Annotated in this window: 16 protein-coding genes and 3 pseudogenes; 8 read left to right on the top strand and 11 right to left on the bottom strand. The window is 52.0% G+C overall.

The window, feature by feature from the left end; translation table 11 throughout:
• Nucleotides 1-20: 20 nt before the first annotated feature.
• A complete protein-coding gene (locus JXQ78_RS14885; protein ID WP_330633309.1) occupies nucleotides 21-245 on the bottom strand; it encodes an SDR family oxidoreductase in 225 nt (74 codons plus the stop codon).
• Between the two features lie 769 nt (nucleotides 246-1,014).
• On the opposite strand from JXQ78_RS14885, the gene JXQ78_RS14880 reads away from it, so the two are divergent.
• A complete protein-coding gene (locus tag JXQ78_RS14880) occupies nucleotides 1,015-2,712 on the top strand; it encodes a S8 family serine peptidase (RefSeq protein WP_330633308.1) in 1,698 nt (565 codons plus the stop codon).
• Between the two features lie 398 nt (nucleotides 2,713-3,110).
• Here JXQ78_RS14880 and JXQ78_RS14875 read toward each other — a convergent pair whose 3' ends face one another.
• A complete protein-coding gene (locus JXQ78_RS14875) occupies nucleotides 3,111-3,356 on the bottom strand; it encodes an AsnC family protein (protein ID WP_330633307.1) in 246 nt (81 codons plus the stop codon).
• 350 nt (nucleotides 3,357-3,706) lie between these two features.
• Between JXQ78_RS14875 and JXQ78_RS14870 the strand changes: the two genes are divergently transcribed.
• Nucleotides 3,707-5,722, top strand: a complete 2,016-nt coding sequence (locus JXQ78_RS14870) for a copper-translocating P-type ATPase (RefSeq protein ID WP_330633550.1) — start codon at nucleotides 3,707-3,709, stop codon at nucleotides 5,720-5,722.
• A 441-nt stretch (nucleotides 5,723-6,163) separates the two neighbouring features.
• Here JXQ78_RS14870 and JXQ78_RS14865 read toward each other — a convergent pair whose 3' ends face one another.
• A complete protein-coding gene (locus JXQ78_RS14865; RefSeq protein ID WP_456237579.1) occupies nucleotides 6,164-6,490 on the bottom strand; it encodes a DUF7351 domain-containing protein in 327 nt (108 codons plus the stop codon).
• Nucleotides 6,491-6,525: 35 nt separating this feature from the next.
• Nucleotides 6,526-6,847: pseudogene (locus JXQ78_RS19110) on the bottom strand (hypothetical protein); the annotation flags it as partial.
• A 253-nt stretch (nucleotides 6,848-7,100) separates the two neighbouring features.
• Between JXQ78_RS19110 and JXQ78_RS14855 the strand changes: the two are divergent.
• Nucleotides 7,101-7,618: pseudogene (locus tag JXQ78_RS14855) on the top strand (alcohol dehydrogenase catalytic domain-containing protein); the annotation flags it as partial.
• Nucleotides 7,619-7,792: 174 nt separating this feature from the next.
• On the opposite strand, the gene JXQ78_RS14850 reads toward JXQ78_RS14855, so the two are convergent.
• Entirely contained in the window at nucleotides 7,793-8,029 is a 237-nt protein-coding gene (locus JXQ78_RS14850; RefSeq protein ID WP_330633304.1) for a PRC-barrel domain containing protein, read from the bottom strand.
• Between the two features lie 190 nt (nucleotides 8,030-8,219).
• On the opposite strand from JXQ78_RS14850, the gene JXQ78_RS14845 reads away from it, so the two are divergent.
• A complete protein-coding gene (locus JXQ78_RS14845; RefSeq protein WP_330633303.1) occupies nucleotides 8,220-8,726 on the top strand; it encodes a CBS domain-containing protein in 507 nt (168 codons plus the stop codon).
• A gap of 232 nt (nucleotides 8,727-8,958) precedes the next feature.
• Here the strand turns inward: JXQ78_RS14845 and JXQ78_RS14840 are convergent, their stop codons facing one another.
• The 3 genes from JXQ78_RS14840 to JXQ78_RS14830 form a co-directional block, all read right to left on the bottom strand.
• Nucleotides 8,959-9,228 carry a hypothetical protein gene (locus tag JXQ78_RS14840; protein ID WP_330633302.1) on the bottom strand — a complete coding sequence of 90 codons (270 nt, stop codon included), beginning with the start codon at nucleotides 9,226-9,228 and terminating at the stop codon, nucleotides 8,959-8,961.
• Between the two features lie 661 nt (nucleotides 9,229-9,889).
• Entirely contained in the window at nucleotides 9,890-10,051 is a 162-nt protein-coding gene (locus tag JXQ78_RS14835; RefSeq protein WP_330633301.1) for a DUF1059 domain-containing protein, read from the bottom strand.
• A gap of 351 nt (nucleotides 10,052-10,402) precedes the next feature.
• Entirely contained in the window at nucleotides 10,403-11,371 is a 969-nt protein-coding gene (locus JXQ78_RS14830; protein ID WP_330633300.1) for a ring-cleaving dioxygenase, read from the bottom strand.
• A 240-nt stretch (nucleotides 11,372-11,611) separates the two neighbouring features.
• Between JXQ78_RS14830 and JXQ78_RS19105 the strand changes: the two are divergent.
• Nucleotides 11,612-12,111, top strand: a pseudogene (locus JXQ78_RS19105) (hypothetical protein); the annotation flags it as partial.
• Between the two features lie 604 nt (nucleotides 12,112-12,715).
• Nucleotides 12,716-13,084, top strand: coding sequence for a cupin domain-containing protein (locus tag JXQ78_RS14815; RefSeq protein WP_330633297.1), 369 nt, complete (start codon nucleotides 12,716-12,718; stop codon nucleotides 13,082-13,084).
• A gap of 144 nt (nucleotides 13,085-13,228) precedes the next feature.
• On the opposite strand, the gene JXQ78_RS14810 is transcribed toward JXQ78_RS14815, so the two are convergent.
• Together JXQ78_RS14810 and JXQ78_RS14805 are read right to left on the bottom strand one after the other, a co-directional pair.
• Nucleotides 13,229-13,372 carry a hypothetical protein gene (locus tag JXQ78_RS14810; RefSeq protein ID WP_330633296.1) on the bottom strand — a complete coding sequence of 48 codons (144 nt, stop codon included), beginning with the start codon at nucleotides 13,370-13,372 and terminating at the stop codon, nucleotides 13,229-13,231.
• A 389-nt stretch (nucleotides 13,373-13,761) separates the two neighbouring features.
• Complete coding sequence (locus tag JXQ78_RS14805) at nucleotides 13,762-14,529, bottom strand: SDR family NAD(P)-dependent oxidoreductase (protein ID WP_330633295.1); 768 nt, start codon at nucleotides 14,527-14,529, stop codon at nucleotides 13,762-13,764.
• A gap of 281 nt (nucleotides 14,530-14,810) precedes the next feature.
• Here JXQ78_RS14805 and JXQ78_RS14800 point away from each other — a divergent pair, with 281 nt between their 5' ends.
• On the top strand, nucleotides 14,811-16,451 hold the full coding sequence (locus JXQ78_RS14800; RefSeq protein WP_330633294.1) for a potassium channel family protein: 1,641 nt from the start codon (nucleotides 14,811-14,813) through the stop codon (nucleotides 16,449-16,451).
• 390 nt (nucleotides 16,452-16,841) lie between these two features.
• Here JXQ78_RS14800 and JXQ78_RS14795 read toward each other — a convergent pair whose 3' ends face one another.
• Nucleotides 16,842-17,723, bottom strand: a complete 882-nt coding sequence (locus JXQ78_RS14795; protein WP_330633293.1) for a CPBP family intramembrane glutamic endopeptidase — start codon at nucleotides 17,721-17,723, stop codon at nucleotides 16,842-16,844.
• A gap of 271 nt (nucleotides 17,724-17,994) precedes the next feature.
• Between JXQ78_RS14795 and JXQ78_RS14790 the strand changes: the two genes are divergently transcribed.
• Nucleotides 17,995-18,642 carry a helix-turn-helix domain-containing protein gene (locus tag JXQ78_RS14790; protein ID WP_330633292.1) on the top strand — a complete coding sequence of 216 codons (648 nt, stop codon included), beginning with the start codon at nucleotides 17,995-17,997 and terminating at the stop codon, nucleotides 18,640-18,642.
• Nucleotides 18,643-18,652 lie beyond the last annotated feature (10 nt).

The following is an 18,652-nucleotide window of genomic DNA, read 5'->3' as shown; positions in this document are numbered from 1 at the left end:
TATTCGACCGAAAACCTAGGTCAGATAGCCGTCCAGCCACCGTCGACGAACAGGAGATCGCCAGTGATAGAGGAAGCCTCATCGCTGGCGAGAAACAGTGTCGCACCGACGATGTCGTCGGGATGGCCCGCATGGACTAGCCTAAAGAGGTTGCCAATACTGTGGTATGGTTTTCTTTGGCGGAGGCCTCGTTCATCCTGGTAATGCCTTTCCTGTTGAAAGGGGCTATATGGCGCTCTGAACAATAATCGCTAACTTGTCTTTAATCTCACAGTTGATTGTGGATATAACTATTACATTCTATAAAAATATTCTTCCAAGTATGATGAATGTCCTAGATTAGGCTTCGATCCGCATATTATCAATGCTACGAAGACAGTGTTATCGGGAGATAGTCTCCTGACGGCAAACATTACGGACGTACTCTTGTAATCAGGAAACTACTGCAGACTTGCATTGAGCAATGACTAGTTGCCAATCCGAACACGCAGTTGGATATAAAGAATTCGCGAGTGCATTACCACGAAACGTATAGTGCATTGCTACAAGTGGGAACAATCTGCTAAACCGTGAACAGTGCAAACAAGATCCGTTTTCTAGACCATTGTTTCGTTAGTGTGAACCGATTTGTAGTGAAGATCAGCATCCCGATTCAATAGTATCCGAATCAATGTTTGTTTGATGTGAATATACAAATAAAGCTGAGAATATTACCATGTAGTTCAATTAGATTGATCAAACGTATTTATATTATATGTACTATTCTATTTATTCACTCTCAATATGCAGAATATTCATTGTGTGTGATTATCCGATTCAACTTCAGGAGACGGCTGATCACCTGAGAGACGTTGTACAGGCAATCCTCAATGCAATCGATTGAGAGGATGATCAGGATATGATCCCGATCGATATCTACTTTTCACTCGAGTTATAGTCATTAGATTCGAGTTAATTATCTAGAATTATTAAATAAATATTAAGTATTATAGAATCAAATGTGGGTAATGTACCATGCCAAATGGTAAGTACACAGGAGAAACGAGCAGACGCACATTCCTGTACATAATAGGCGTATTGGGGAGTTCAGCCACCTTTGAGGGGGCCAAAGCAGATAACACACCAGAGCCGAGTGACAGTGCTAACGAAACGGAGCTGATTGTCGGTATCGATCAGCGGATTAGTATTACTGATGCAAAAGCAGGGATTCGGGCGGATTTACCGAGCGAATCGCGAATCGTCCGAAGCAACGAGGCCATCGGCTTCCTAGAGGTTCACGTACCGGAAAAAACCAGTTCGCCATCCAAAAGCGCAATCGAATCCACTCTGCAGGGTCGTAGCGACGTAACCTACGTTGAGGAGAATAAATCGTACTATCCACAGCAGATCAATCCGTCGGATCCACAGTTCGAGCAACAGTACGCACCCCAGCTGGCTAATGCACCCGAGGCCTGGGAAGAAACTGACGGGTCGGCGTCCGTAACGATTGGCATCATCGATCAGGGGATCGATTACACGCACGAGGATTTAGAAGGACAGTTTGGGGCAGATAACGGCCGAGATTTCGTCGATGGTGACAGCGATCCAGCACCAGAGCCAGCACCAAACCAGCGACAATCAGAGATTCACGGTACGCATGTTGCCGGAATCGCTTCGGCAACGACTGACAACGCGACGGGTATTGCAGGGATGTCGAACTCTACCATCTTGAGCGCACGGTGTCTCTCCGTCGGTGGAGGATCCGTGGGAGCAATCGCTGACGGAATCACGTGGTGCACTGACCAAGGATCTGACCTAATAAATATGTCGCTCGGTGGTGGGGAACCCTCCCAGACGCTCCAGAATGCCTGTGAGTATGCTCATTCCAATGGTGCCCTCCCGATCGCCGCCGCTGGAAACAACGGTACACGAGGCGTTTCCTATCCAGCTAAATTCGACTCCGTGGTTGCCGTTTCCGCAGTCGACTCGAGTGAACAGCTAGCCAGTTTCTCACAGTACGGCCCGTCGATCGAAGTAACGGCCCCTGGTGTCAACGTGCTCTCGACAGTGCCAAACGATATTGGACAACCGGTCCAGTATCAGGAGTTATCCGGGACATCAATGGCCTGTCCAGCGGCTGTCGGCGTTGCTGCACTGGGACTGGCAGCTGACCCAAGCCTGTCTCCCGAAGCGCTACGACAGCTCCTAAAGGACACCGCTCGCGATATCGGTCTCTCCCAGGAGCAACAGGGATCCGGATTAGTAGACGCCGCGGCGTTGGTTGTGGCTGCTGGTGACGGGGGCGACGGTAATACCGCGCCGAATGCGTCGGCGAGCGCGTCCTCAAGCAACGTTGATATTGGGCAGGAAGTTACGTTTGACGCAAGCGGATCGTCCGATACAGACGGTTCGGTCAGCTCGTATAGTTGGTCCTTTGGCGACGGCACTTCAGCTACTGGACAGACCGTCAGCCATAGCTATTCGTCAGCAGGTGATTATACGGCGACTGTTACAGTCACCGACAACGATGGTGCTACCGACGACGACTCCGTCGTCATCACCGTCGGTGATGGGGGTGGAGATTGCAATGCACCGGTGTACAGCAACACCACGGTTTACCGCCCCGGCGACCGTGTCACCTATCAGGGTGCTCTCTGGGAAGCCACGCTTCTCACGATGGCTAATCCACCGAGCGCAGGGAACCACTACTGGAAGAAGATTCATGACTGCTGAGGGCACGGTATGTGGTGATCTGAACCAAGGAGGGACACGTGATTAGGTGATTGCAGGATGCAGCTTCGGCCAGAAAAACCGGCAGTACGTTGTGAGTGCTACCATGATTTCGACCGGGGCAGCTGTGAGCCAACTGCCTGCCGAGAGCCTAGATACAGACCCACACCGCTGATCCGCCTGCAATATCACGAAGGGCAGGGTGAAGACGATCAGCCACAAACCAATAGTGTATGTGACCGGCCAATGTCCAATCCGTGGCTGTGTGTGCGATAATCGAAACGACTCCGGCAACGTTGCCCATTGAAACGATGGATCTGGAATGGGGTTGATCAGGAACGCAATTCCTATCAACGCACCTCCTGTGAGAAACGCATACAGGTCGTATTCAGAGGCGCGGGCTATCCATCGAGGGGTGGCCCGCTACCGGAGTCTGATCCTACAGACAGAGTTCCATAAAAACGGAAACACCGCCACAAAGTTTTGAGCGGTCGAGGTCGAGCGTGAACCAACGGTGAACTGAGATCGACGGCACAAGAGATTTCACGGTAGGGCCGGCATGCATCGTCGATTAAGAGCCGAAGGATTTCGAAGTCTGTCTCGTCTAAGGTGGCATGCACTAATGAAATCGCGTACACAAATCTCATTTCCTCAATTTAGAAACTACAAGAAGTTATTTGCCTATTTCTGCTAGCAAAGATGGTATGAATATTGACCACATATATGTGGCTACGTTAGAGAGCTGGAAACGCTGGCCAGGTTTCATATGAAACTACACCACCATACGGGACGCCAAATGACAAATCACGACGATCATAATCAAGACGAGAACAAAGGCAGGAATGAGACGTCTTCAGGTCCGGAACAGGACCAATCTGATGGACATTCAACTCGCCAGAATATAGATCACGAGCAACCCTACGTGGAGCAGGAGTTGGCGGAAGACGAGACACAGGTACCGGGGACTGCTCACGACGAGGATGGAGACCACGGTGGGATGCACGAAGGCCACGAGCAGATGTTCCGGCGGCGGTTTTTCGTTTCGGCGCTCCTCTCGATTCCTGTCCTCCTGTACAGCGAGACCCTTCAAGAGTGGCTTGGGTTCTCGGTTCCAGCATTCCCCGGCAGCGAATGGATTAATCCTCTCTTCGCGGTGATCGTGTTTGCCTACGGTGGAATTCCCTTCCTGCAGATGGCCGTCCCCGAGTTGCAAGATCGTTCGCCTGGGATGATGACGCTCATTTCCATGGCAATTACCGTTGCCTTCGTCTACAGTCTTGCGAGCGTCGTGTTCCCGACCCAGTCAGCGTTCTTCTGGGAACTCGTGACGCTGATCGACATCATGCTTCTGGGCCACTGGATCGAGATGCGGTCGGTCCGACGAGCCTCCAGCGCACTCGATGAACTGGCGAAGCTGATGCCCGATACGGCCGAGCGAATTACGGAATCTGATGACACCGAGGAAATCCCCGTGACCCAACTCGAAGAAGGTGATCTCGTGCTCGTCCGTCCTGGTACGAGCGTTCCAGCAGACGGTGTGGTCGCAGAGGGCGACTCCGATGTGAATGAGGCGATGATTACCGGCGAATCCAAGCCCGTCTCGAAGGAACCGGGAGACGAGGTCATCGGTGGATCTGTGAACGGCGACGGCAGTCTCCGCGTCCGAATCGACGCTATCGGCGACGAGACCACATTGGCAGGCATTATGCGGCTTGTCGAGGACGCTCAGCAGAGCAAGTCCAAGACACAGATGTTCGCCGACCAAGCAGCAGGATGGCTCTTCTACGTCGCTCTGGGTGCCGCCGTCGTTACCGCTGTCGCATGGACGCTCGCGGTCCAGTTCGACGCCACAGTCATTGAACGAGTCGTCACCGTTCTCGTTATCGCCTGTCCGCACGCGCTCGGGCTGGCAATTCCGCTCGTCGTCGCCATTAACACCTCAATGGCCGCACGGAACGGGATGCTCATCCGCGACCGGATCGCAATGGAACAGGCACGAGATCTCGATGCAATCGTGTTCGATAAAACAGGGACGCTCACGAAGGGCGAACACGGTGTCGTTGGTATCGAGACGACCGACGCCATCACCGTGGATGAGGCGCTCGCGCTGGCCGCCGGGGTCGAGGGTGATTCCGAACACATGATCGCCCAGGCTGTCCGGAAGGCAGCTGACGAGAGGGGAGTCACCGCACCGAACGCAACGGACTTCGAGGCTCTCAAAGGACGCGGTGTCCGGGCGATGGTTGAGGACAAAACCATCCACGTCGGCGGACCGAACCTCCTCGAACATCTCGATAGTGATGTCCCGTCCGACCTCCAAGCGTTCGTGGACGAGGCTGGCGCGAACGCCCAGACAGTCATCTACCTCGTCCGCGACGGACAACCTGTCGCCGCATTCGCAATGGCCGACGTCGTCCGCGAGGAGAGCTACCGGGTCGTCGAAGCTCTCCATGACCTCGGTGTCGAGGTGGCGATGCTCACGGGTGACTCCGTGGACGTGGCTCACGCGGTCGCCGATGACCTCGGCATCGACACTGTGTTTGCGGAAGTCCTCCCCGAAGACAAGGACAAGAAGGTGATGGAACTCCAAGAACAAGGCAAACTAGTCGGGATGGTCGGCGACGGAGTCAATGACGCACCGGCACTCACCCGGGCAGACATCGGCATCGCTATTGGGAGCGGAACGGACGTTGCGGTCCAGTCAGCAGACATCATTCTGGTCCAGAACAATCCAATGGATGTCGTCCGACTCGTCAAGCTAAGCCAAGCGAGCTACAAGAAGATGCGATCAAATCTCGTGTGGGCAGCCGGCTACAACGTCTTTGCCATTCCGCTGGCAGCTGGCGTGCTCGCCCCATGGGGGATTCTGCTGTCTCCGGCCGTCGGGGCGCTACTGATGTCTTTGAGCACGGTCATCGTTGCCATTAATGCGCAGTTCCTTCGACGAGCTGATCTCGAAATCCCGGGCCTCTCCGAGGTGTCGTCGCCGGGCGACATCGGACTGACTAGTTGATTTTCCGCGAGTACCTTCTCCGTCCCGCATTGCCATCAATAGAGCGCGATTCCTAGCGATTATACGCGGCGTACGCGAATCTACAGTAGCAGGCGAGAGGTCATTCTCACCGTTGCGTACTCACTCGCGAGATATTTCGCTGGATTGGCTTCTATTCCTCAGTTTTGATCGAGGTCCCACTCTCACCAGGATAGCAGTACCAATCGAGTTCAGAGTTCGACACTCAGTACGCCTCGCGAATTGCGCGCATTTGTCGCTCGTCGTTCTGGTTATCAGTAAAAACTCGGACGTAAGCAGCAACTTTCATGGATCAACTGGCCACCGACAAAAGCACTGTTTCTATACCGAAATTTACCTCGAAAAACTCAACAACACTTACATACTATTTTGTTGATATTAGATCGAGTGCAATTCTGAATTTCTATGATTTCCTTGTGTGTGCTACGACTCGATATCTACGATTTTCATATTTTCGCCGACGTGTACAGTAAACTCATCGCCGTCTATCGTCATCAGCACCTCGATTTGAAGCGGCTCCTTCGAGCGGACGGTGACATCCCCTCGTGGCACATATGAACGAAACTCCCATGGCATCATCTCACGAATATCGATGTTGTAGTCGTCAAACAGCGAGACGACTGCAGAGTGCTGTTCGATCATCCCGACAACGCCCGTATATAGTTCCATCTTACACAACGAGCAAGTATAGTGGACGAGCACATCCGATGAGAACTCAATGTCGTGGCTGAAGAGCCATTCGGCAGTCATCGTCCCCGAACAGAATGGACAAACGCCATGCTGGGCGAGCGCATCAAGTCCGAGCAGGAGCCGTCCTGGGCAAATCCTTCCACATAGACAGCATGCTCGCCGAAGAAGTCGTCCCCCGACGTGACGCCCATCGTGAGTGGTTCTGACCGATTGGGGAGGTGCACTTCGAGACCGTCGAACATAATGTCCATATGGACCTCGCCTCCGCCTCGGTAGCGCCGGATTCCCCGAACATCACGTCACCAAGGGTGTCCCATCGATAGTCTTCCCCCGGAGGACCTCCTCTAGCGGATTGTAGACATCGATCGGGTTGATGATCGAGTAGGAGTCAGTAGGAATGTGGAAGAGCGGATCTATTTCAGCCCCCTCTTCGGTCGTCTGTTCACGAGTTCGCCTCGGCTCAACGAGTTCATCGCCCTTCAGCGACGAGATCCAGTCCTTGCCGTGGGTTTACCTAGTCGCCTCCATCAAAACGAGGCTCTCCGAGAATCTCAACCATTCCAAGCGAAATATCGTCGAGAAACTGCACGAGGTGTGGAACGGCAATTCGGCCACCGCTGAATGCTTACTCTTTCGAGGTGTGAATTTTTAACACATGACAATTCAAACCATCGTTTTCAGCCACGAGATGTGAGTATCGTGTCGGAAGTTGGGGGCGTGGTCTCTACACTTGAGAAAGGAAGCCATGTAGCCATGCCGTTCAACGTTGCTTGTGAATCCTGTCATAATGCGAGGAGGGCTACACCGGGTTCTGTACCAACGGCACTCCGGTCTTTGCCGGTGGTGCACACGGATATGTCGTGATGGGATCCTATCCGGGCGACCAGGCCGAGAAACTAGAGGATTCCATACGCCTTTTAACGCGTTGAAACTGCCAAAGGGGACGAGCATGAAGCCACATTTTGCGATGCTAGCAGACATCTTTCCAACGACCTAACACGGTACGAGACTGGCGAACCTCAAACCCAGCGAATCGATCGCTGTATTTGGACTGGGACGGTCGCCTTGATGGCTGCCTACAGCGTTAACCAGGTCCCGAGCCGTCTGGAACTGGCGGAGAGCCACTGCGATGTCTACCTGATCAACTTCGACGAGGACGGTCCTGTCGACCAAATCATCGATGAACACGAGGTCAACAAGAACGAGAAAGGTGTCCGACGTGTACGTGAGGTCAGTGGTGCTGCCGGCGTGTTCACGATGGGAAACTCATCCATAGAGCCATCAATTCCGTCTCGCTTCATATTGCAACTGATCGTCGATCCGGCGGGCGTCACACCGCGTCACTCAACCCGCTGCTGTCCCTTAGAGTGACGAGTGGAGTCTCACCTCATCATCCGTTACTTCAGCCACGGTCTCCTCTTGAAGTGGATATGTTTCTTCGTCAGTCTCCGCCCATCCCAGCCGTGCCTTGATTTTGTCCGTGAGACCTGGGTCGGGTTCGATATGTGCGGTCCCGTGGTCGACAGTCGCTACGATTCCGAGTTTGTCCTCACCATGAACAACAGGTTTCCCCTCATCTGCGTCGGTTATTTCTGACATCATATTGTTTGAGAACGACAGACAATATCAAGACTTTGACTGCACATGCAGGGACGAGACCGAACGGTCCCATATTCGAACCACATCACTGAGCTTGGTGATGAATCCGGACTGGAGAACCAGATAAGATACGCTGGCGAATACAGCCAGCATGTTTAATGAGGGAGAACGAGTCATCACATCTGTTGTCATGACTATCAGACAAATCGCACACGATGCCGTATCAGCAGCGGCGGACGAGTCGATGATTGACGCTGCGAGGACGATGGACACCGAGGATATCGGAGCATTGGTTATTGAGGAAAGCGGCACAGTTGAGGGGATCGTCACCGACCGCGAAATCGCGTTGGCAGTCGCGGAACACGAGGGTGATCTCTCAGACGTTACTATCGAAGATGTGATGACCGAGGGAACGCACACACTCAAAGAGGACGTCGAGAGCATTAAAGCAGCGAGAACGATGGCCGAGGCAGGCGTCCGGCGGATTCCAGTTGTTGATGATTCAGATTCGCTGGTCGGGATCGTCTCGCTCGATGACGTGGTTGCCCTTACTGGCGAACAGTTGGGGGACGCAGCCACCGTTATCGAAAAGCAATCGCCTGGCTATGACCGTAATACAGGCCTGAAGAGGAATCGATCTCTCAGTTGTACTCACGTGCAGATGATTGTTGGTCGCGATGACGTGGGTCGGTGTTGATCGGTAGAACCATCATTTCTGTCAGAGTCAACAATCAGCCAGTCATGGTGCGGTATATCTCCATATCAATAGGCACTCGTATTCTGCATGCAATCGAAGCTTGGTTGAGGAGAACCAAAAACTGACTGGGCGATGCTTCGCTCGCAGGCAGACTACATATCGAAAACGTCAATTTGGCAACAGAGACCTGATTAGCTGGTATGTATGGTGGTTGCCAATATATAGTATGGGATTATATTTCTATCTTCTCAATAATATCCTTCGCTTGTTCTTTCGCTGTATCTTTACCAGCACTTTTTTTAATCAAGACACTTTCCACCTTCCAGCCGTCGCTGTCCTCCAACCGTCCGGTGCGAACCTCAGCGCCGTCAGACACCGACTGCGCTGCGTTCTCCGCCCAGTCAGGCGTCCGAATCGTGTCAAATATATCCTCGTCCCTGAATTCGACGTGATAGTAGTCGTCACCCTCTCCCACCGTGTTGATCTCGGGAATATCGACCATACCGACATACTGTTTCTGGATTACGACCAAGACTGTTACCCCTGCCAATTCAGATACTGCTGATGTCGGGTTGTTGACGAGGACGTGAGCGCGGCAAGCTGTGTGAATGTCGCAATCTCGAGAAGGATACACTCACGCTTACCCTCTTCAGTAACGTACGATCATGGCGGTCATGAATATTGCCGTTATAAACGTGTGCCTGTAAACCCATGTAGCCCGACAATATAATTCAAAACGGCGACCCTACCGACGTTTCCCGGTGTATGCACTACTCGGGCATATTTCCAGGAATGCTGGTGATACGACCGAAAATCCCGCCTATATCGCCGTCAATTATCTTGGCTTGCATGAGTAAGAATCATCCCTTCGTAGGCACTGGCAAATCAGTTTGAATTCTGCAACATCAATCATTCAATACCCGACGTTGTCCCCAAGATATGGGGATAATACCCTTGCTAACAAACTGTGAGTGTAGGTTCATCTGGAGACGTTTCGCCATTATCTGTGGATGTATCGTAATAATAGAGCATGATGATTCCTCCGCCTGACATTTCCACTGGCTGCGTCTTGATACAGATGGGAATTGCCCCCTCGAACGATTTAGATGACGATGAGGAGGACAGAGACCAACGCGGATCACCTTCCGAAAATATTCCCGCGTTTATCCCGGTCCGATGACGTACTGTTCGACCTCCTCTCGGGTTGGCGTGGTACCGTGGGTGTCTCGTGTGTGATCCTGGGCGCTCTCGATAATGAGCGCCTCTTCGTTGGCCTGCTTCGAAAACTCACAATCATCAACCGGACACTGAAATTCCCAAACCATCGTACGATACTGTTTGACCAGGTAGCGTGTAAACATATCCCCAGCAATATCAAGGAGGTGTAATGATTGGCTCGTTCAGACGCACGAGAGGGATACCATGACCAGCATAGGGTTGACCGCTTATAGAACCCATCCATTAGTATGAAATACAGTTTCCAAGATATTTCGTCATCGTTGTTCCCCCCTGAGAGCGATGTTTCCCTCCACTACACACCCATGACCGACACACGTACCAAAATCGATCCGGTTCGAACTGAACATCGAGTTCGGTGGCGTGCATTATGACCCGAACGTGAGCGATTTCGGAATCGTACTCGACACGGGGTCACGGTTTCTCATACACGGAGAACATCAGCCTTCGTCAGGAGCGGGTTCAACAGACGGGCTTTCGAACGACGGAAGCCGCGATTCGATCTCGTTGCGTTCGTTCTCCAGCCACTCAGGAAGTGCAAGATCCGTGCCGAGTTCGTCCTGACTCTGATCGACAGTGAATCCGGGCCCCATCGTGGCTATCTCGAACAGGACGCCACCCGGCTCGCGGAAGTAGATTGATTTGAAGTACACTCGGTCGATAATATCGGTAACGCGCAGTCCATGTTCGCTCAATTGCTTGCGCCACCGTTCCTGTTCGTCAGTGTCCTCGGCCTGGTACGCAACGTGGTGGACCGTTCCGATTCCAATCTGCCCTCGCCCATGATCGGTTTCGACGAGATCGACGATAGAGCCGGGGCCTCCAGCAGCGGAGCGGTAGCGGTAACGACCGTTCTCTTCGGCTTCGAATTCGTAGCCGAGTGCGTCGGTCAACACATCGGCGGTTGGTTCGGTGTCACCAACCGCGAGGGTAACGCTGTGAAAACCACGCAACTGATGTCCTGGTGGAACCGGACTTTCGTCCCACGGCTGTCCGTTTGGTGCATCGTCTGTGGCGACGAGCGCGAGCGTAATACCATCCGGATCGTCGAACGTAACGACAGTCTCACCAAACCGTTCGGTCGAGCCATCGACGTCGATGTCATGCGATTCCAGTCGATCGCGCCAGTAATTGAGCGACCCTTCGGGAATAAAGTACGTCGTGGTCCGGGTTTGCCCATCGCCGAACTGTCCCGAACGTCCATGCTCATCCCATGGGAAGAACGTAATGTTCGTTCCCGGTGTTCCTTCGCTGTCGCCGAAATAGAAGTGATAGGTGTACTTACTGTCGTGGTTGACGGTCTTTTTGACGAACCGCAGACCGAGTGTTTCGACGTAGAACTCGGCAGTGCGCTGCGGATCACCCGCGATAGCGGTGACATGATGAAGTCCCGATGTAGCTGGCGACATGACACCCGTATCTAACGCGGCGCGACCGTTTATATTTCTGCCAACACTCGAAGTAGCGGGTGACAGCAAGGTTACCACTCATCGAAGAACCGTTCTGTTGCCCGGCATTCGATTGCATCGACCATCGTATAGAGCCATTCACCCTATGAGGAAGACTCTATCATCGGGCAGAAGTCGTATTTCCTCCACACGAAGAAACGTGGGTGCTGTGCTGTACGTAATATTGTAGTGAGCAATAAGGCCAATCGACACGGCCGTGCTATCGGTCAGACGGTTACGGGAAATCCCACAGTCGTCGGGCCTGCGGCGGGGACGGCCGCCGTAAAGGCGTTCGACCTCGAAGCGGCGACCACAGGAATCGTCGATCACGGTGACGCAGAAGAATTGGGATTCGATCCGATCACGAATACGATCGAGGCCGGATCACGCGCGGGTCACTATCCCGGTGGATCGCCAATCACGATCAGCTTGACCGCTGACCGTGAGACTGGTCGGTTGCTGGGGGCAAGCATGGTCGGAAAAGAGGGGGGTCGTCCACCGGATTAATTCAATCGTGACGGCACTTCATGCCGGCATGGCGACCGACTGACGTCGAGTATCTCGATCTCGCGTATGCACCGCCGTTCAGTCCGACCTGGGATCCAATTCTCGTGGCCGCAAAAGTACTGAACGGACAGTTTGATAACGAACCCGTTGTCGAAACCGAATCCGATGAAATGTTCGATTCAACCTGGAATTAGTGAGGTATAGCCGTCGTGTACCTCAAACATCGACGTGGACCTCGTCACCGTCGTCGTTACGAAGTTCGCTCGTTTGCAAACTACTTCCGAAATTGGATATCTCGGAGCAGCTACTGTTTCAGCCACCACGGAGTACGTTCCTGTCTTCGAATTGCACCGTCTCGTAGGCTACAAACCCAACGAACAACGTCGTGAGCAGCGATAGCGAGAACTCGTATTGCTATTGAATCAATGCGAGAACAATGATTACCACGACAAGCCGCAGGACGATGATGTTGCCGTGGTCGTGGTATCGAAAGGCGTTGTGCCCGAGTAAATAGAGCGCCACGCCACAGAGCGATAGCCAGTACTACGCCAATCAAGGTGGGAGGATGACACTGAAACCGAGTTCCAAACCCCCGCACCGACACCAATCGAACAATGATGGTTCCAAATATCATTCTCTTAAGAATAGATTCGCCGTCTATCAGAAAACCGATTATCCGTCCGGAGCCCTTGTCCGCTGGAATCATTCTGTGTCGTGGATATCCAGTTCCTGCAGAAGGATTATCACCACTCGAAGCGAACTTTGACGGGCAGTGCGTGAGCAAACAGGTGAAAGCCAATGACTGAATCCGATATAACAGAATACCATCCGTTCATCGGTAGCGAAGACGAGGACGAACACTTCGTACTTGAGGACGGTGAGGTAGACGTGCGCGCTCACAGTGCGGATAAAGCCAGCGAATTACATACGCACGACGAGACCCACATCATCTTCGTGCGTACCGGGGAGATGCTTTGGGAAGTCGACGGCGAGGAGTTCCACGCGGAGGCCGGTGACACGATCGTCACGCCTGCAGGAACTGAACACAAATTCGAGGTCATTGGGGGCGAACCTGCCAACACAGCGTGTCTGATTGCTCCCGCACGATCGGCCGATGATCGAGGACCGTCCGGGACACACGAAATCACCAACCCTGACGAAGTCTGACCGAGCAGTAAAAACGACGTTTCTACAGTCAGCCTGCAGTCGGCTGGCTTGATTCGTCATTCATAGACTCATACGAAATTCAGAAGATCGATATTAGTCTTATCATACGTTAAGCATGAAAAACTACCTGCCTGACATCAGATGCTACAGGGTTTCTTCGGTACTTGTAACCCCGATTTCGATCAAGTCACGTTCGAAGTAGAGGACCTCGATGGCGAAAACTCCGGCGACAAGGACGTACAGCAGTGTCGCCGCGACGATCGAGGCATAGATCGCGTTGTGGACCATATGCTCGGGATTTTGATGCCCTCCTGATCGATAGCATTGATGAATTATCTGAGACTATTTCTCAGAGCCGCAGATTGTCCCCACTTGCAGCAATGCACAGTACATTTCGGTGTAATGCACTCGCGAGTGATTGATATCTAACTGTCTGTTCAAATCGGTAACCAATCATTGTTCAATGCAAGGCTACAGTAGTTTCCCGATTACAAGAGTACGTCCGTAATGTTTGTCGTCAAAAAGCTATTTTTTAGCAACACTGCCATTCGTAGCGTCGACAAGATGTGGATCTAAGCCCTAATTTAGGCCATGAATTACACTGAGATTGAGTATTCTATAGGTATTTAATATTTATAATTAAATAATTGTTCCAGAGATAGATTAACGATTATTGTTCAGAGCGCCATATATCCCCCCTCAACAGGAAATGCATTGCCAGTGATGAACGAAGCCTCCGTCGAGGAAAGCCACACTACAGTATTGGCAACCTCTTCAGGCTGGCCCATGCGTCCCATTGGCTGTTGCTGCACAAGTTGCTGGATTTCTTCAGTCTCGCTTCCAGCTTCATCTGTCGCTCCACGTTTGATCATTGCCGTGTCAATCACCCCTGGACAAATTGCATTCACTCGGATCCCCTTCTGGGCGTATTGGGTGGCTGCGCTGCGGGTGAGACCGATGACACCGTGTTTGCTCGCCACATAGGCTGGCGTTCCAACCGCAGTCAATCCTCCGATTGAGGCTGTGTTGACGATCGCGCCACCACCGGATTCTATCATGGCCGGAATTTCGTACTTCAATCCAAGCCAGACCCCTGTAAGGTTTACATCAATTACTTGCTGCCACTCAGCCTCTTCAAGCTCGGTGACTGGCTGGTTGGAACCCTCAATACCGGCGTTGTTGTGCGCTATGTCAATTCGACCATATGTATCGAGAGTTTCTTCAACCATTGCTTCGACGGCTGCTGCATCTGATACGTCAACCTTTATGGCAATCGCAGCTCCTTCTTCCGATGTGATCCGTTCGACTGTCTCGGATGCTCCATCAAAGTCTACATCAGCTACAACTACACGTGCACCCTCGGTTGCCAATCGTTCAGCGGTTGCTCGCCCGATTCCAGATCCTGCCCCTGTAACTACCGCTACTTTATCGTCTAAATTCGTCACACTTTTAATACTCGCTTCTGGAGTAAAATATTATGGTGTGATAGTCATTGTGTAGAATTTTGAAAGTGATCTAGTTTCTATTATTGGAAAAATCTGATGTAAAAACTCACTCTTTAGGGGTTAACGAATCACTGTATGATTCGTTCTCACACCAGAACTATTTGCGTTTTTGCTACTTCAGCGCGGAGAAGATATTAATGATACGAGAGGTCCAATTACAATGATCACAAGTAGTCCTGAAAGGCATGGTAGCTAAAGCGTGGAGGACGAATCGGGCTTATATGGCAGAGCAATCACGTCTCGTTCGGTACTACATCATCGCACTGATGGGAGCGCTCGCCGTCTTCACCCTTGCGTACAATTACGGAATGACTACTTTCGAAAACCAACCGCAACCGCTTCTGAACTCCATGGAGGTCGTTATTCAGACGTTCACGACCGTCGGTTACGGGGAGGACGCGCCGTGGACGAGCCCAATAATGAACGTACTTGTTATGGGGATGCAGACCGCAGGCATCCTCCTGATTTTTGCAGCACTTCCAGTATTCGTTATACCGTTAGTCGAGGAGGCCCTTGCGACGACTCCACCAACGACCATCGAAGACCTACACGACCACGTTATTGTCTGTACGTACACGTCGCGAAGTGATACACTGATCGCTGAACTCACTGATCAAGATGTCGATTATGTTCTCGTTGAACCGGACCGAGAGACCGCAACAACGCTGCATGAGCAGGGGTATTCGGTTGTCCACGGGAATCCTGAATCACCAGAGACACTTCAGGATCTCCACCTTGATACCGCAGTAGCGTTGGTCGCTGATTCATCTGATGAAGTGAACGTCAGCATCGCTCTTGCAGCCCAGGAGATCACAGGTGATATTCACACGATTAGTATCGTCGAGGACTCGTCGCTTGCCGACTACCATCGCTTTGCTGGCGTGGCCAGAGTGTTTTCACCATATCAACTCCTAGGCCAACGGCTCGCAAACAAAGTGACATCCGCGGAGTTACTAAACCTGAACGATATTATTGAGCTGGCTGATGACTTTGACATCGTTGAAGTTCCCATTCAAAACCAGAGTCCGCTAGTCGGAAAGACGCTATCAGAAAGCCGTATCGGAGAGCAGACCGGTGTGGCCCTGCTCGGCGCCTGGTTCGACGGTGAATTTACAAGCCCAATACCACCGAAAGCCGTCGTCGACGAACATACGAAACTCCTTGCTGTTGGTCGTGGTCCGCAACTTGAGAAGCTAAAGCAGATCACTCATTCGAGTCCGCGACAGCCAGTTCATGGCCACGGCAGTGTCGTAGTTGCTGGACTAGGCGACGTTGGGATGGCAGTCACGGATGCACTGTCGGACGCCGAAATTTCGTGGACTGCCCTCGATATCGAGGATAAACCGGGCGTCGATATCACATGCGACGCAACGAACCCAGAGGCGCTTCGCAACGCGAACATCGAAACAGCGAACACCGTAATTCTTGCTCTCCCCGACGACACCGAGACAGTGTTCACAACGCTCCTCATTCGTGAACTTAGTCCAGATGTGGAAATCATTGCTCGCGCGAATGAAACCGAAAACATACCCAAGCTATACCGGGCCGGTGCGGACTACGTGCTGGCGCTCGCGACGGTCAGTGGTCGTATGGTCGCTGCGGACTTCCTCCCTGCTGAATCCGCTTCTTCGATGTCTGATCAAACGCAGGTTGTTCATACGAAGGCTCCAAAGCTAACCGGACAGACACTTGCGGAATCGAAGGTACGTACCCGAACAGGAGTGACAGTGATCGCCGTTGAGCGCGGGGGAGAGATATTGACGGGGATTGAACCATCGTTCACAGTACAAGCGGGTGATGCTGTACTTATTGCTGGGACTGATGAGGAGATCGAACACTTCACCGAGCTAATGATGGACTGACCGGTCTTCTACAGCGTATCTGACTGATCGGTCAATATCTACCCTCTTAACACTCATTGGCTACTGACACAAATTCACGTTTGTACTGAATCTCCGGAAAATCTCCTACCGTCTTACCTCGTGTTAGTGTGTCGATAGTGACCGACATTTAGAGATCGATCAAGGATGTGTATGAATCGATGATCACCGGTGAGTCGCGGTCTGTTCGATGCTCGCCATCGCTATAACAGACATAGCATCGACCGTCATGCTGCTTGTCTCGGCGCCCAACCACACTGTGGCCACTATGGTAGCATCGGTGTGGTCGTTCGCGTGTGTCGTGTATTTAAATGCGATGCTGTCTCCAAAGCATATGTCTCACCGTCACTATGATTTTCTGCAGTTGGCAACTCAAGTGCGACCAACCCAGTTAGGCAGTCGATATCTTGCCAGCGTTTGTGGTCCCCAGGCGATGGTGACGACGATTGCCCCGATTGCGGCGATTAGACCGGTAATAATTTGAAGATGATATGATCCCCCAGGGAAAAGTATCCATTGACTGGTATTAGTTGTGGAATGACATAGAGCAACTGCGAAAACACTTTTTCCGGTATTGTTGTAGAGCCAGACCCACAAAACCCGTGTCCCGACCATGAAAAGACATGCCCAAACGATGTATCCGAGTGATTGGCCAGCCTGCATCATCGGTATGATATGCAATACGGCCCATACCACCCCCAGGAGAATGCTGGCTTGGAGCGCGTTCCACCGATATTGCATTGGGTCGATGATATATCCTGCCCAGCCCAGCTCTTCACCCAGTGCCATGATAAAGAACGCAAGAAACAAAACTAATGCTCCTGGAACCGAGAGTTGTGGGGTGGGAAGCGGTAACTCCAGCACCCGCATCAGTTCATACGCTGAGACCATTATTGCAGGCATCATACAAACGATGGGTATGTACCAGATCTTCGTGCTGATTCGCGTGTGATCGAACGATCTCCGCAGCAGTTTGATCACGTCTTCGGTGCCGTTCTCTCCATATGCAAGAATTGCAGCAGCTGTCGCTGGGCAGACGAAAGCGAGCCCAGTCACCGGAATGCCAGGATATAGCTCTCCGCCAGTCACCGCACTGATTACCACGAACGGAGTATAAAGAACAACAGTCAACAGAAAGAACGTCAGGAGTGATTCGCTCCGCGACGTGATGGTATCCGAGGGACCGTCCGTATCTGACCGCGAGAATGGAGGCTGTGCCTCAGATTTTCCCGGAGGAAGGGGTGTTTCAACCATATGCTAGATCCCCCCGAGTACCAGCGAGAAGTCTATCGTCGAGCTCCTTACGTTGGAATTGGATTTTTTCGCCATACGTCGCTAGTCTGCACGATGCATCCGCGTATATGAATGGTGCCCGAGATATGAGGTATATTTATGTGTGGTCTCTGTGCTCTCTTACTGTGCACCAAACCGATCACAATCGAGACATTGTGTCTGGTTCGCAGTGACTACATTAAATTCATTTATTAGTCTTGGACGCAATGCGGATGTTGAGTGAGCTACTAGTATGGAATACATCTCTTTCATTGTTCCCCCGATTGAAGACGAGTCCGATAGTGAGATGGATCACCAAGCCGTGTCGATGATAGAACCCGTAGCAACATACTATCTTAATCTCTTGGACGACGGAACCACTGTTGAGCTATCGCACATTCGCAATGATCCAGAACATATTAGAGACGCATTAGAAACGGATCCGCGTGTGTTGAGCTACGATGTCGTTCCCGAAACGTCCGGAGGACTTGTATATATCCATTCACGAGCGAGCGAACTCGTGAACGACGTACTCACTATACTCGTACGACATAAGCTCGTTGTAGACTGGCCGATAACGTACACAACTCACGGAGGCCATCGGGTGACTGTTCTCGGGAAGGATACGCAGATACGGCGGACAATTGAAGAACTGCCTGATACGATTCAGACGATACTTGAGGGGATAGGGAACTACCGACCTGAGATTCGACAGCCCCTCTCACTTTTGACGGGTCGCCAACGACAAATCCTGGAACTGGCGGTCGAGATGGGCTATTACGAAATCCCTCGGCATACGACACTTGGTGAACTTGGAAAAGCATTACAAATCACTGCGGGAACCGTTGGTGAGCATCTTCGGAAAATCGAATCGAAGATCATCTTGAACCATGTTCGATGACGGCATCCCT

Origin of the sequence: Halocatena halophila, assembly GCA_027563145.1 — an archaeon.
Lineage (GTDB): Archaea > Halobacteriota > Halobacteria > Halobacteriales > Haloarculaceae > Halocatena > Halocatena halophila.
The sequence above is the reverse complement of the archived record's forward strand: the minus strand, read 5'-3'. Positions and strand labels throughout refer to the sequence as shown.

Coding starts and splice junctions, on each gene's coding strand:
- JXQ78_RS14880 (WP_330633308.1), top strand. CDS start 1,015: ATGCCAAATGGTAAGTACACAGGAGAAACGAGCAGACGCACATTCCTG.
- JXQ78_RS14875 (WP_330633307.1), bottom strand. CDS start 3,356: ATGAGATTTGTGTACGCGATTTCATTAGTGCATGCCACCTTAGACGAG.
- JXQ78_RS14870 (WP_330633550.1), top strand. CDS start 3,707: ATGCACGAAGGCCACGAGCAGATGTTCCGGCGGCGGTTTTTCGTTTCG.
- JXQ78_RS14865 (WP_456237579.1), bottom strand. CDS start 6,490: ATGACTGCCGAATGGCTCTTCAGCCACGACATTGAGTTCTCATCGGAT.
- JXQ78_RS14850 (WP_330633304.1), bottom strand. CDS start 8,029: ATGTCAGAAATAACCGACGCAGATGAGGGGAAACCTGTTGTTCATGGT.
- JXQ78_RS14845 (WP_330633303.1), top strand. CDS start 8,220: ATGACTATCAGACAAATCGCACACGATGCCGTATCAGCAGCGGCGGAC.
- JXQ78_RS14840 (WP_330633302.1), bottom strand. CDS start 9,228: ATGGTCGATATTCCCGAGATCAACACGGTGGGAGAGGGTGACGACTAC.
- JXQ78_RS14835 (WP_330633301.1), bottom strand. CDS start 10,051: ATGGTTTGGGAATTTCAGTGTCCGGTTGATGATTGTGAGTTTTCGAAG.
- JXQ78_RS14830 (WP_330633300.1), bottom strand. CDS start 11,371: ATGTCGCCAGCTACATCGGGACTTCATCATGTCACCGCTATCGCGGGT.
- JXQ78_RS14815 (WP_330633297.1), top strand. CDS start 12,716: ATGACTGAATCCGATATAACAGAATACCATCCGTTCATCGGTAGCGAA.
- JXQ78_RS14810 (WP_330633296.1), bottom strand. CDS start 13,372: ATGGTCCACAACGCGATCTATGCCTCGATCGTCGCGGCGACACTGCTG.
- JXQ78_RS14800 (WP_330633294.1), top strand. CDS start 14,811: ATGGCAGAGCAATCACGTCTCGTTCGGTACTACATCATCGCACTGATG.
- JXQ78_RS14795 (WP_330633293.1), bottom strand. CDS start 17,723: ATGGTTGAAACACCCCTTCCTCCGGGAAAATCTGAGGCACAGCCTCCA.
- JXQ78_RS14790 (WP_330633292.1), top strand. CDS start 17,995: ATGGAATACATCTCTTTCATTGTTCCCCCGATTGAAGACGAGTCCGAT.